This window comes from Pseudomonas sp. SWI36 (assembly GCF_002948105.1).
In the GTDB taxonomy this organism is placed as follows: Bacteria; Pseudomonadota; Gammaproteobacteria; order Pseudomonadales; family Pseudomonadaceae; genus Aquipseudomonas; species Aquipseudomonas alloputida.
In genome coordinates, this window is record NZ_CP026675.1 from 635,115 (window position 1) to 647,809 (window position 12,695).

Annotated in this window: 12 protein-coding genes; 8 read left to right on the forward strand and 4 right to left on the reverse strand. The window is 54.0% G+C overall.

The window, feature by feature from the left end:
- Positions 1 to 196 precede the first annotated feature (196 nt).
- The 5 genes from C4Q27_RS03030 (at position 197) to C4Q27_RS03060 (ending at position 4,144) form a co-directional block, all read left to right on the forward strand.
- On the forward strand, positions 197 to 367 hold the full coding sequence (locus tag C4Q27_RS03030; protein WP_256600093.1) for a type II toxin-antitoxin system Phd/YefM family antitoxin: 171 nt from the start codon (positions 197 to 199) through the stop codon (positions 365 to 367).
- Between the two features lie 145 nt (positions 368 to 512).
- The gene (locus tag C4Q27_RS03035; protein ID WP_104886437.1) at positions 513 to 1,199 is read left to right on the forward strand and encodes a 3'-5' exonuclease; all 687 of its coding nucleotides are present in this window, start codon (positions 513 to 515) and stop codon (positions 1,197 to 1,199) included.
- A 3-nt stretch (positions 1,200 to 1,202) separates the two neighbouring features.
- A complete protein-coding gene (locus C4Q27_RS03040) occupies positions 1,203 to 2,210 on the forward strand; it encodes a metallophosphoesterase (protein WP_104886438.1) in 1,008 nt (335 codons plus the stop codon).
- A 477-nt stretch (positions 2,211 to 2,687) separates the two neighbouring features.
- A complete protein-coding gene (locus C4Q27_RS03050) occupies positions 2,688 to 3,314 on the forward strand; it encodes a histidine phosphatase family protein (RefSeq protein WP_104886440.1) in 627 nt (208 codons plus the stop codon).
- 413 nt (positions 3,315 to 3,727) lie between these two features.
- Positions 3,728 to 4,144 (forward strand): helix-turn-helix domain-containing protein, encoded by a 417-nt coding sequence (locus C4Q27_RS03060; RefSeq protein WP_104886442.1) that lies wholly within the window; start codon positions 3,728 to 3,730, stop codon positions 4,142 to 4,144.
- 19 nt (positions 4,145 to 4,163) lie between these two features.
- Here the strand turns inward: C4Q27_RS03060 and C4Q27_RS03065 are convergent, their stop codons facing one another.
- Together C4Q27_RS03065 and C4Q27_RS03070 are read right to left on the reverse strand one after the other, a co-directional pair.
- The gene (locus C4Q27_RS03065) at positions 4,164 to 5,228 is read right to left on the reverse strand and encodes a hypothetical protein (RefSeq protein ID WP_256599974.1); all 1,065 of its coding nucleotides are present in this window, start codon (positions 5,226 to 5,228) and stop codon (positions 4,164 to 4,166) included.
- A 62-nt stretch (positions 5,229 to 5,290) separates the two neighbouring features.
- Positions 5,291 to 6,453, reverse strand: a protein-coding gene (locus C4Q27_RS03070; protein ID WP_104886443.1) for an IS3 family transposase whose coding sequence is annotated in 2 segments (ribosomal slippage) — positions 5,291 to 6,198 and positions 6,198 to 6,453 — 1,164 coding nt in all. Because the reading frame shifts where the segments join, the coding sequence is not laid out codon by codon here.
- Between the two features lie 268 nt (positions 6,454 to 6,721).
- On the opposite strand from C4Q27_RS03070, the gene C4Q27_RS03080 reads away from it, so the two are divergent.
- On the forward strand, positions 6,722 to 7,708 hold the full coding sequence (locus tag C4Q27_RS03080; RefSeq protein ID WP_104886445.1) for a tyrosine-type recombinase/integrase: 987 nt from the start codon (positions 6,722 to 6,724) through the stop codon (positions 7,706 to 7,708).
- A gap of 416 nt (positions 7,709 to 8,124) precedes the next feature.
- A complete protein-coding gene (locus C4Q27_RS03085; protein ID WP_256599976.1) occupies positions 8,125 to 8,424 on the forward strand; it encodes a hypothetical protein in 300 nt (99 codons plus the stop codon).
- A 23-nt stretch (positions 8,425 to 8,447) separates the two neighbouring features.
- Here C4Q27_RS03085 and C4Q27_RS03090 read toward each other — a convergent pair whose 3' ends face one another.
- Positions 8,448 to 9,218, reverse strand: coding sequence for a hypothetical protein (locus C4Q27_RS03090; RefSeq protein ID WP_104886446.1), 771 nt, complete (start codon positions 9,216 to 9,218; stop codon positions 8,448 to 8,450).
- Between the two features lie 563 nt (positions 9,219 to 9,781).
- On the opposite strand from C4Q27_RS03090, the gene C4Q27_RS03095 reads away from it, so the two are divergent.
- Positions 9,782 to 10,276 (forward strand): GNAT family N-acetyltransferase, encoded by a 495-nt coding sequence (locus C4Q27_RS03095; RefSeq protein ID WP_104886447.1) that lies wholly within the window; start codon positions 9,782 to 9,784, stop codon positions 10,274 to 10,276.
- A 111-nt stretch (positions 10,277 to 10,387) separates the two neighbouring features.
- Here C4Q27_RS03095 and C4Q27_RS03100 read toward each other — a convergent pair whose 3' ends face one another.
- On the reverse strand, positions 10,388 to 12,640 hold the full coding sequence (locus C4Q27_RS03100; protein WP_256599978.1) for a hypothetical protein: 2,253 nt from the start codon (positions 12,638 to 12,640) through the stop codon (positions 10,388 to 10,390).
- Positions 12,641 to 12,695 lie beyond the last annotated feature (55 nt).

A 12,695-nucleotide genomic window follows, 5' to 3' on the forward strand; every position in this document is an offset into this window, starting at 1 on the left:
GCTGCATTTTTTCTACGACGGTGGCGACGCTTACTGCCAAGGTGCCGTGGCTGTAGCTGAGGAGCTGTCACTGAAGACGTGCGAGCAGTGTGGCGCGCCGGGGCAGCAAGTGAGCGGACGCTGGGTTCACACGCTCTGCCCACGACATGCTGGCAGCGGAAATCCAGGAGCTGCGTAGATGGTGACCGTCATCCCGATGAGCCAAGCCCGCAGGCGCCTGAGGCGAATCGTTGCACTTGTTGCCAAAGGCCACGTGTTTGTTGTGACCAAGAACGGCAAACCATTAGCGACGATAGAGGCGCCTGAGGAGTCAGAACAGCAAGCGGTGAAATCGGGACACTCGGACAGCTCGAAGCACCATGAGTAGGCATTTCCATGGTAGGAGTACATTTGTACTCCGCGCTAGGAACTCATACCTAGCAGGGCGGCGCACAGGAATACCTGCGAGCGAGTAGCACATTCAGCTCTTCGACTCCGCTTCGAATGAACGAAGGCTTCTGGGAAGGATGAACATGCAGATCAAAAAACCACAGCACCTCCAGGCACTCCGCGAGCTGCTGGCAGGCACCCGATATCTCCTTTGCGTAGATCTCGAAGCCACGTGCGACGAGTACCCTACAGGCCTGACCGATGAGCTAAAGCCGGAACACAAGCTTGCTGTAAGTCGTCACGAGATGGAGACAATCGAAGTCGGAGCTGTGGTTCTAGATCTGCATCGGGATTGCAAGATCGTCAGCGAGTACACCAGCTTCGTGCGCCCAGTGCTGAATCCGATTCTTACCGACTTTTGCAAGAGACTGACCACGATTGATCAAGCCGACGTCGACGGCGCAGATTCATACGACAAGGTTCGCCAGAAGCTGGAGGACTACCTGAGTCCGTTTAAGACCGAAGGGCTGATTTGGTGCTCCTGGGGTGATTACGATGCCAAGCAGTTGGCAATGGATGCAGTACGGAATCGCTGCGAACCGATGCTGGCCGACCTTAGCCACACCAATGCTAAGAAATGGCACTGGAAAATACTAAGCTGCCGTGCATTGGCTCTCCGGCCTGCAGTTGAGGGCTGGGGCATTGAATGGTCTGGTCAGTACCATAGAGGGATCGACGACGCTCGAAACTTAGGGGCGCTAATGGGTGAGATCCTGCGTGCACAAGGTAAAATACCCGAGTCTTCCAGGCCGGCTCAGGAGCGTCTGTAGCGTATGCCTCATCTGCTGAAACTGCCTCAAAATCGGGCAGGCCGAGACTTCGTCGTTGGTGATATCCATTTCAAAACACGAGAGCTCCATAGAGGTCTCAAGGCGCTCGGCTTCGACCAATCCGTCGACCGGCTGATAGCAGTTGGAGATCTCATCGACCGTGGCCCAGGCATGCGCGACGGACTGAAGCTATTGGGCGAACCGTGGTTCTTCACGGTGAAGGGTAATCACGAGCAGATGCTCATCGACGCCTATCGAGCTAACCCACACCTCCCCTATTCCGCTCATGGAGCGCGCTGGTGGCTCACGATTGATGACGAGTCCAAGCCCATAATCATCGACAAGCTGGATAGCCTGCCCATGGCTATCGAGGTGGAGACAGCTCAGGGAGTGGTCGGTGTAGTACATGCGGATGTGCCGGTGGGATTGGCCTGGAGTGATTTCACCCAGAGTCTCGATAACCCCCAGCTTCAGGATGTCGCTTTGTGGGGTCGTGAGCGGATCAAGAAGCATCATCGAGGTGGCGTGCCAGGCGCATGGCGTGTCTGTGTCGGGCACACATGGATTCCGAATGCCCTACGTCTGGGCAATGTCCTTGCCTTGGACGTAACCGGCGGTGGTGAGGGTTCTTTGGCAATCTATTCGGTGCAGGCAGACACCATCTATGTCGATGGCGAGCCGGCCAATCTCGACCAGGCTGCTCGCCTCGGTGAACAGCTAAACGAACTCGAGCAGTCCCTGGCCTCACTCAAAACCTTGGTGCATGCGAACAAGCTTATTGAGTCGCAGATAGCCAGCCGCGAAGCCGAAGGCAAGGTGAAGCTGATCAGTTCAGCCTGGCTGAACATGGCTGACGAGATCTCAGCTACTCAGCAGTTGATGAATGCGCTACATGGACTCAGCCTTCTATCCAACGAGTACCGCTCTGCCAAGCTAGAGGAGCTGCAGGCCCGATACGCTGGCACACCCACAGGCGAGCTGCTCCGTCGTCTGTTTGGCACCGAGAACTAGCTGATTTCGTCGCCGGGTTAAATCCGCAAAAAAATCCGAGAAAATCGGACGTGCTTCCCTCTGAAGCCCGGGAATCGCAAAGGCTGTGAGACTTTAGAAAATCCGCAAAAAGGTGACCCTTGCCCTGAGTTTCGCCCCACTGCCCACCGAACCTCACACACCTGCACCGGCTAATGACCTTTCTCAGCGGGGCCACCCAATGCCTGAAGCTGGTAATCAGTAACCGCTTGAAACCGGTGCTCAGCCATCAGCCTGAGACGCTCCAGCTCTGGCCCTGATATCCCTTCCGATTGTGCTTGGTGGTATCGCTTCAGAGCTTCAACCGCATCCGAGTACATGGGATGATCCGGAGGAAGCAATTTGCTCAGGTCTCTGTCCACTGCCCCACCTCAAGCTCAATGATCGATACGGTGCTCTAATTGCCCAGATGCAAGGAAGCAGGCTAATGATAGAACCCCATGACAAGGACGATAGGTGATGAAACGTGTAAGGCTGATTCGGCACGGCCAGAGTGCTGCAAACGCAGGCCAGGCCAGTCGAGATCATGCAAGCATTCCACTCACCCCTTTGGGTCTGGAACAAGCTCGGATGATCGCCGGATCATTTTCCGTGGCACCCGACCTGATCGTCGCATCTCCCTTCGCACGAGCGCAGGCCACCGCTCAGGCAACTGCCGCGACCTTCCCCGGGACACCGTTTGAGACATGGGCTATCGAAGAGTTTACGTACCTTGCACCCGAGCGCTGTGTCGATACGACTGTGGCCCAGAGGAAGGGCTGGGTCGATGCATACTGGCTGAAGTCCGATCCCGCCTATCGCGACGGCGCCGGCGCGGAGTCATTCCACGATTTCGTTGCTCGAGCACAAGCATTTTTGGATCGGCTTGAGCAGCATCCAGCCGGTGATATCGCCGTGTTTGCCCATGGGCAATATTTGAACGCAGTCGCGTGGCTGTTGGAGAGGAAGCCTCGGATTCTGGATGGCCAGGCGATGGCTGATTGGCGTGCCTACGAGATCGAAAACCACATCCAGAATGCTGGAGGCTTCTCTATATCACGATGCACTGGCGATGCAGTATGGGCGCTCGGCACACGCGATCACTGAAGCACTAGGTTGGCTTTCATTTCGCTCACGTTGGAATTGGCAGACTGGAGTCGATGACGACGACTTGACGCTTTTCGGCACCCTGGTCATCAGGCTCCCCATGGAACCAGCTCAATGACTCATAGCCCATGATCCGCCCTTCGCGCACGACGTCTGGGTAACACGCAACGGCGTCTTCCAACGCTGAGCAGTCAGATCGTGGAATCAGAACTGGTAGGTCAGGATCGTACTTTCGAAGCTCTTCGATCAACTCGCCCACGTTCACATTCTTGTCCTCGAATAGCGGCCCCGGGAAGGCCAATGGCGACGTCAATCAAGGTATACGCAAGGAAGTCCACTTTATCCAGCCGTGGTAGGCTTGATGCTCACTACGTAGCCTCCTACCGAGATAGCCAATCCGCCGAGACTGAAGCATGACGCTCAAAGCCTCCTTCGCCAGCGTGCTTCGTGCACTGCGTAGCAAGCGCAACATCACCCAGAGAGATTTCGCTGACACTACCAGCCGTACCTACCTTTCCAAGCTGGAGCTAGGTAAGTCGAGCATTACCCTGGACAAACTCGAGCAGGTGAGTGAGCGCCTTGGACTTAGCCCATTGACACTCATGACTCTCACATTGAGTGAAGATACCGGTGAGCCGGCAAACGACTTGATCTCGAAGCTGAGCGCAGAGCTTGCAGACCTGCATCGAGATGGAGGTCTAACAGGCCTGAAACTTACGGTGAATGTCGCACGGGAAGCCGCTACTCCAGCGGCTCACCGGAGGCCCCGAGCCTCCAGAGGAGCTGTATTGCCAACATCGTTGCAAACCGAGTTGGCATTCATAGACTGAGCAGCGGCTTCGTCGGCTTCTACAGGATGCTGCTCAGCATCTCTTCCAGGCTCTCGCCCTGGCCGCTCTCAAAGTGGCCGGCCTCACCGAACAGCACCTGGATGTTGGCCAGGGCGAAAAACTCGGCAGCAGCGAAGTCAGATGCAGTGCTTGTTGGAAGCACCAAGATGAGCTTGGTGTTGGCATCACCGAAGCGATGCTTGTAGTACGCAAGCTGACCAAATGCGGTGTAAAGCTGGGCCGACATCGAGGCGCTGGTCTTGACCTCAAAAATCACCTTGGCCTTGTCAGTAGCTTTCTCCACTAGCGCCAAATCGACCTGATGCTTACCAACCTTGAGCTCCGGATGCCCCTCAACAAGCTCATCGAGCTTACGATGGAGAGCGTTGCAAAGCGGGCCATGAAGATACTGGTACTCGCAGGTGTCCTGGCTTCGGGTATAGGACTTAGTGCCTTCAAATTCTTCCTGACCCCGCCACTTAGCACCCGATTCATCTTCGTCGTCAAGGGCTTCACCTGAGCCCTCGGCACCATCCCCTAGTTCCGCTTTTCTCTGTTCTTTGAGTCGTTTTACCTTGAACAGGAACTCGGCGATGTCATTCGCGATGCTGGTTGAGTTCGTTGAAGACACAGCAATCACATCTGCCGTCTTACCGTCGTCGTCTACCTCCATTAGCCAGTCGTGAAAGTGCTCAAAAGCGTACTGGCGAGGTACCCGGCCACGGAACGCTGTGAAGGTGCCCCGATGACAGATGAGGGTTTCACCCTGTGGAGCAGCTACCAACAACCCCGAAACACCACGGTTGAGGCCGTCAGGAATGTTGATCTCAGCATCTGGTGACAGCGTGCCGCCGTCGTAACCCAGCTTGAACAGGTGTGCTTGTCGACCATGCCAAGGCGGAGGCACAGCAAATAGCATCTCCCCCAGATCGGTCTCCAAGGCATAAGTGCGGCACGGTGCTTTATCTCCACTCGGAAATGCCCACTCTTCTATCCCACGTGACTCAGCCTGATCGATCAGAGACTTTTGAAGAGAGCGGATGCCTTTACGAAGCCGGGCGTTCGCTGTAATGACCTGCACCACCTTACACCTCATTGATTACCTAAGAAGCCGCCGAGATATTCAGAAGACTGAATGTGTAGTGGTCAACTGATACCGGACACTGCGTTAAGTTTTTCCTCGGCAACCGCAGGCGGTAACCCGTCATTGAACTGATGCGGCCGTTTCCAGTTGTACCGCTGCATCAGGAATCTACCGATATCCTGCCGGGCAAGCGATGCGCTCATGTAGCCCACCGACGGTATCCATTCTGTTTTCAAGCTACGAAACAAGCGCTCCATCGGGGCGTTGTCATGACAATTACCCCGTCGACTCATGCTCTGCTTGAATCGATAGCGCCACAAACGCTGACGGAAGCTGCGGCTACCGTATTGGCTGCCCTGATCGCTGTGGAATAAAACATTCTGCGGGCGGCCCCGCTGCTCATAGGCCGTGTCCAGCGCTTTGATCACCAGGTCGGCATCAGGCTTGGAGGAGAAAGCCCAACCCACCACTCGGCGTGCATACAGGTCGATCACTGCCGCCAGGTAGTGCCAGCGACCTTGGGCCCAGACGTACGTAATATCGCCGCACCAGACTTCGTTCGGCGCTGAAACGTTGAACTCCCGATCCAGCACATTGGGGATGTCGGGACGTTCCACCGTCGCCTTTTTATAGGCATGTGAGCCGGGCTGCTTACTGATCAATTTCAGCTCACCCATCAGCTTGCGTACCTTGAACCGCCCGATGTTTATGCCGTCCTCACGCATCATGAACATGATGCTCCGACTGCCAGCTGCGCTACGGCTCTGGGTGAATAGCTCATTTACCCGAGCACGCAAAACGAGCCGTTCAACATCCGGCGCTCGTCGCTTGCGGCAGTGCGCGTAATAGCAAGACCGGGTAACTTCAAAGACCGAGCACAACAGTTCAACCGGTTCTTCTGAACGGAGTTGATCGATTAACGCGAGCGCTCGTGCTCCTCGGCCATCAAGAGCGCGGTAGCCTTTTTTAGGATCGATTTCTCCCGCTCCAGCCGATTGATCCGCGCTTCCAGCTCCTGGATTTTCTGCTGCTCAGGCGTCAACGCTTTGCTGGTCGGTGTGACGCCGCCACGCTCCTGCTGAAGTTGGGCGACCCACCGCCGCAAGGCTGACTCAACCGGCCCAAGCGAACGAGCGGCCTCAATGTGGCTGTAGCCCTGATCGAGCACCAAGCTGGCGGCTTCGCGCTTGAATTCGGGTGTAAAGGTACGGCGTTGTTTGGTCATCAGACACCTCTCTATGGCGAGCATTTTCGCCTAAATGGGTGTCCGGTTTCATTAGACCACTACAATGGCAGCGAAGCTCGAAATGGTAGCACCTTGACATCTAGACGCCTCCCGGAAGTCACTGGTAGTCTGGAATTACGGTGAAACCTGCATCGTGCGGTCGGCTCGCGAAGGCAATACCACAGGCATCAACACCCTCCCCCCTCTTGCACGCATTTCGACAATTGTCAGCGAGCAGCCGACATCCTGACGATATTGGAGAGATGCCATGCGCGTTCCCGTTTATCCTGAAGATTTGCTCCGCACCGGCGGTTTCAAAAGACTGGCCAAGACTCTGCAAAAAAAGTGGTGCGGTTCGAAGCATCTGACGCTCTCGCTTGCTCAAGAGCTGATGGCACAAGGACTTGGATACCAAGATCTTCATGATCTCCAGAGAAGCTCGAAGGAGTGCCGAGCGGACGACCCATGCCCGCTAATTGCTGATATCCAGCGTAACGTCATTTCGGTTTTGGAGGGTGTAGCCAGAGCGGAACAGAGGGATGTGGTAGGGCAGATTGAGCTGGAGCTTATGCTACGCTCCCTGCCGTTTTCTGCCCTAACAGCGTTGAAGCGCACTCAAAGCGCCTCAGTGCAAACAACTCACCTTGCTGCCGCCCGCTCATGGCTTGCTTCTCACCGAGAGGGAATGCAGAGAGCAGCCGATCTAAACAGCAGGTCAGAAGGCCCTGGCCTCACGCTGGATCAACTTGAATCAATCGTCGATGCCGTCTCAGACTCTGAGAGTTTGAGGGATCAAGCGTTGCTGGGCTGCGTCCTGTCAGGTTTGCGGTTAGCTGAGCTTCAGTCTGCCAAAGTCAATGAGTTGCGCGTGGATAACGGGGTCTTGTTCAACCGTCGCCCCCATAGACGAGCGTTGCACCTCGCTGATGCCACGGCCATTCAACAGTACATTAAATTCTCAGGACTTAAGGGTGACGACTACCTGTTTCCAAATCCTGGCAATCACAGATCACCCATGACCTCCTGGAGCTTCGACAAGACTCTGTCGTCGTGGGCGATCAAGGCAGGCCTAGCGCCCTCCCTCGTAAAAGTCACGCAAATCCGTCACCTAGTAGCAACGTTGATTGAGGCGCAGATTCCCCAAATAGCTGAAAGGTTGGGGACTTCAAGCACCGATTTTGTACGCGTTTTGATGAGCTCGCATTGGAAAGGACTTTTGCCTAACCGTCCATGTAAAAGTATGCGATCTACGTAAGGGCCGAGTAAATCAGACACTCTCAGCCTCAGTCCTTCGGCACACCATGGTATCGAGTACAAATGTACTCCAGCAGAATTGAGTTCTTGGCCTCTCTGCCATGAGGGCCAGTGGCCCCACCGTGAAGTCCAGTTAACCTCAAGCCCAAAGGGCCGGCTCAGTCCACACGGCTAGTGAACAGTAACCAGGTGTATGGAATTTCTGTACGCCACCTGAGACCTGATCAAACCCTCTCAAAATCCGAAAAAAAATCCGAAAAATTCTGAGAAGAAATGGCCTGCACCCCAGGCACAGCAGAGCTTCTAGGGCCTCTTTAAATCGGCGAACGGGCAGAACGCAATGTGAGCCACTCAGACCGTAGCCCCTCCACGGTAGGGTAAAGTATCGGGTCTTCCGGGCTCACAGTGGAGCGTCTGTTGCAAATGCCACACCTACTAAAAATTCCCCGCAACCAGGCTGGCCGCGACTTTGTGGTAGGTGATATTCACTTCAAAACGAGAGAGCTCCACAAGGGGCTTCTGGCGCTCGACTTCGATAAATCTGTAGACCGGCTGATCGCAGTGGGAGATCTCATCGACCGAGGCTCGGGCATGCTCGAAGGGCTCAAGCTTTTGGGCGAACCGTGGTTTTTCACCGTGAAGCGCAACCAACGAGCAGATGCTCATCGACGCTTACCGCGCCAATCCACACCTCCCTTATTCATTATAAGCAACTAGGCCATCCCTGGCAGCTGCCACTGTCAGCACACCAGCTTCTTTCTCACCGTCCGAGTAAAATCAGTGTGTGCCTCGTAGCAAGCCGTACCACCCTCATTCAGCTTTTTGATGTCTTTCTCTACTTTCTCCGGAAAGTTCCACTCGTTTTTGCAATATTCTGGAATACAAGTATAACTATCCACTTGAGCCCCAGGCCCTGCGAGGCTGTTTAGGTCGCGGAGAAATTGAGCACACGTACTCAGCAGTACCAATCGCTTGGCCTCAAGCTCTTCGTCATGAAACTCTCTATCAACATCATAACCATTATGGACAAATCGTTCAATTTCAGCCGTATCCTCATCTCTAAAACTGAATTCAAAGTTATGAAATTTCAAAAATGAAACCGACCGACCAGATGGTGGAAATTCCTTCATCACCATATTGAATAGAGCCTCATCAACCTTGGCATGCTTAGCAAAAATTTTATCTTGCCTTGCGTTTTCCTTTTCACTTAACCAATACGAGGCATAGCGAATTGCTACGTTGTGGATCAGGGCAGCTAAAATCAGCACAACCCCCATCCAATAGTCGGCCTTATCATCGCCAAATTTAGCAAGCGAAAGAACCTGGCCAACATTTAAAATAGCACTCTCCACAAGCCAGTCGAGAAGCAGAGTTTTTAGAGGGGTCGCCGCAAGCAATACAGCACCGCCAGCTCCTGCCACCCACCAAGTCAGCTTATTATTGAAGTCAGGGAAAAGCCACTTTCGGCCCAGAGCCACAAAAAAGCCCTTGACCTCTTGTCCTGTAAACATAACACATCCTTCGCATTAATTGAAAACGCTGCGTTAAATACGCAAACCAGTACGATACTCACTAGCTTTCAGTCAAATAAACCCTTGCGAGCCACGGACTGAATTTACTTGCGAGCGATATATATTACTAGCTCTTGCTGACTTGCTGACTTGCTGACTTGCTGACTTGCTGACTTGCTATTCGACCGAAGTCTAGAGGCATTCATTACATTGATTGGGCTATCGCCAGGACGCTAAACCCAACACAAAGGATTTTACAGAACTTAAAGCACATTATCATCAATTTTCACCACCTGAGGCATTCAAATGAAGCGAGGACGGCTAATCCACGCTGGATAAGCCACTCGAGACCACGCAAGCATAGCTTTGCCCCCTGCAGGAGCTGAGCAAGGGCAGTTCAAAGTCATTTTTCGAGGCCATTAATCGTCACATCACCTCATGGTCGGACACAGGCCATAGCACTCGCGCCCCTTAGAGCCTTCCCTCTTCCTACTTTCGAAAGCATTCGGGGAAGACACATTGCGATGGGCTAAGCTGTAATCCTTTAGGATTTAGGTCTCAGCATGGAATGTCACGTTCGCCCCGCTACGAGCAGCGATGCAGCAGCCATTAGCCGTGTAGTTCTAGCCGCCTTGCGTGAGTCAAATTCACAGGACTACTCGCCCGATGTGATCGCTCAGGTTGAGCAAAGCTTTTGTCCTGAAGCCATCACCACACAACTTGCCAAGCGGAGGGTTTTCGTAGCCTTGCTGGGCGAAAACATTATCGGCACTGCCGGTCTCGACGGGGACGTGGTCAGAGGTGTTTTCGTTGACCCGGCTCACCAGAAAGGCGGTATCGGCAGACATTTGATGAGTGTCATTCATGCAACCGCTACCCGCGCAGGATTTGGAACTCTACGTGTGCCATCGTCGATTACAGCTGAAGAGTTTTATGCCTCGTTGGGGTATCAGAAAATCCGCGACGAGTTTCATGGGGCTGAGCGCACCATCGTTAGGGAAAACGGCTCTGGGGTTAGTCCAGACCATATATCCACCTATGCGGCAACAAATCAGTGATCTATCTCGTCCAGTGTGTCAGTAACCCCATGGCGAGCTCTGTCCACAGCCTTCCATGACTGTCCCTATGCAATGCGCCCGCCCTATCTCTAGGGGCGGGCACATTCCGCATTAGGTGTCCGCCGATGCCTTTTCCTCTGCATCGCTAACGCCTGCCGGTACCGCTGGATCAATCGGCGCCGGGGCCTTTGAGGCAGGTGCGTCAGGGTAGAAAGCCTCGAACTTGTCATATGGGAAAAGTGATCGAATCTTGTACACCGCATTGGTGAGGAACTGCGTCCTCTCTACATCGGCGTAGTCACCGCTGTACCTGCCAGAGAAGAAGTTGACTTCCCAGTGTCCGCTCTTGGGCTTGATTTCTCCCGCAATCCGGGCTGCCTGCATACCAGTCATGCTGGGATGGCCTAGCTCCTCAGGCGCCGGAATATCTTCAGCGAGGAAGAGCACACCATCTTTCCCAATGGCCCAGATAAGCTTGCTCTTAGAGTCAGGGTCGTTGGCAGCCGCATCAGCTACTCTTTGGTAGGCCTCATGAACCTCAACCAAACGGATCTGCTGAGGATCCCAGAACTTTTTCGCGGTCGGGTTGGTACCCTTCCCGTTACGCGCAACCTCGTTTTCCTTAATGTGGTTGGGCGCACGCAACGTGCCATACATGCTGTTGAGATGACTTTCGTAGTCATCTCGGCGCTGCTTGACGGCTCTGGTGAATGCTGGAAAGAAGTGCTGGTCATCCAGACCGGCGACTTGGCTCTCCTGGCCAATGAATCCGGCCAACATCGCATCGGCAAAAATCGGGTCAAGAATGTAAATGCCCGAAACCGCGTTGCCCAATGGGATATCGGTGGCATCCAAAAACACACGGAAGGCCGGTTCTGAATTCCAGTAGACGTCAATTTGCCACTGCAGGCGCGCCAGGTTGCCAGTCAGGAAACTGAGTTTCTCCTTCCGCCAGCGAATCATCCGCTCTTCATCGAGGGTGTAGGTACCTAGGACGTCACCGATATTTCGATTTGTGCGGTGCTGGCGAACATCGTCCCGGGCTCGAGCAATCGACGCTAGCTTTACCTCGTAACCAACTGCAGGAACGTCGATGCCGAGCATAGGGCAGATTTCATCCTCCAAGTATCCAACAACTTGGTCACGGATCCGCTCTGCTGTGCCGTGAGCGAATTTGAAATCGATGCGGGTTTTTCTATCTGCCGGAATGATAGAGATGTCTGGAACGATGATCTCATGTGGCTTTACCCATGTGGTTGCATCAGCCTCACGGATGGACATCGCTAGCCCCCAGCGACCTTTTGCGGTGTCAGGAGTAGCGGCTCCGAGACAGTCTTCAACCATGACGATTTCTGCCCGTGCGTAGGGGCCAAGGCGGTCATCATGGACGTATACCCACTTCGCACCATCTCGGAAGTCGTAACCCAGAGCAGTGATTGCATGCCCTGCTTTGACATGCTCTCCAGACTCATTGGGCTCAACGCCGTATACGGTACCCGTCAAAATGACAGGCAGGTCGCTATCGATATGAGCAATGAGGTAGTCCCGGAAGGACTCCTGATTTGATTGCTCAAGGTTAGTGTTGTGATAGCGCAGCCCCTCAACATCCAGCGTTCGCTGAATTTGCTTGTTGGTCAGCTCTTTATTTGGGAAGCCGTTACTCGAGCCATCCACAAAATTCAAAGCAGCAGTGGTGATCTCGCTGCAGGACTTGATGTCCTTGACCCCTCGGCCTGGCAAGCTATGCAGCGCTGTCCAAATGGCAGTGGTGGCACAAGCAGCTACCACCTTGTCCTGCTCCTGGAAGGCAATCGAATTGATCGTAAGCTTGATGCCGAAGAGGTTCACATCGTAGGGCTTATCGATTTTTTTCTTGCCATCACCTCGGTCACCGCTCACACGCAGGCAGGTTTTACCCACGAATGTCCGAGTGAGCGGCTTGATCACCATGAAGCCGAGGTAGTGAGACTGCAGTTGCTCTACAGTCTTCACCGCGTTCTCATCGTCGTCATCGGCCAGCACCACACCTGCATCACCAGCAAGCAAGGCATCAAGCCGCTTATGAGTCAGATCGCAGTTGAAGAAGTGAAGCCGAGCGCATTTGTAGCCGTCGTTGCCGAAACGCCCCAGATAAAAGCGGGAGTAGTCCTCAAGGAAATCTCGGTCGATGTACTCATGCTCGAGTAGAATGCTCCCTACCGTCTTCCTGTCCTTCGGAATCTCGGGCATGAAGGATTTCAGGTAGTTGTAGATGTACGTGATCTGAGGTTTGTCGAAAATGTCAGCATGATCGTAGCCATAAGGCTCATGAATCAAAGCTGCCAGCGTCGCTTCCTCGAAGCTGGTGATGAGATATGGAGTCATTATGATCGCGCAAAAAAAAGCAGCCCATCAGGCTGCTTTCGTATAAAGAGATTTG

Excerpts from the sequence above, each read along its gene's own strand:
- C4Q27_RS03030 (WP_256600093.1), top strand. The coding sequence starts at position 197 with ATGAGCCAAGCCCGCAGGCGCCTGAGGCGAATCGTTGCACTTGTTGCC.
- C4Q27_RS03095 (WP_104886447.1), top strand. The coding sequence starts at position 9,782 with ATGGAATGTCACGTTCGCCCCGCTACGAGCAGCGATGCAGCAGCCATT.
- C4Q27_RS03090 (WP_104886446.1), bottom strand. The coding sequence starts at position 9,218 with ATGTTTACAGGACAAGAGGTCAAGGGCTTTTTTGTGGCTCTGGGCCGA.
- C4Q27_RS03080 (WP_104886445.1), top strand. The coding sequence starts at position 6,722 with ATGCGCGTTCCCGTTTATCCTGAAGATTTGCTCCGCACCGGCGGTTTC.
- C4Q27_RS03100 (WP_256599978.1), bottom strand. The coding sequence starts at position 12,640 with ATGACTCCATATCTCATCACCAGCTTCGAGGAAGCGACGCTGGCAGCT.
- C4Q27_RS03035 (WP_104886437.1), top strand. The coding sequence starts at position 513 with ATGCAGATCAAAAAACCACAGCACCTCCAGGCACTCCGCGAGCTGCTG.
- C4Q27_RS03050 (WP_104886440.1), top strand. The coding sequence starts at position 2,688 with ATGAAACGTGTAAGGCTGATTCGGCACGGCCAGAGTGCTGCAAACGCA.
- C4Q27_RS03060 (WP_104886442.1), top strand. The coding sequence starts at position 3,728 with ATGACGCTCAAAGCCTCCTTCGCCAGCGTGCTTCGTGCACTGCGTAGC.
- C4Q27_RS03040 (WP_104886438.1), top strand. The coding sequence starts at position 1,203 with ATGCCTCATCTGCTGAAACTGCCTCAAAATCGGGCAGGCCGAGACTTC.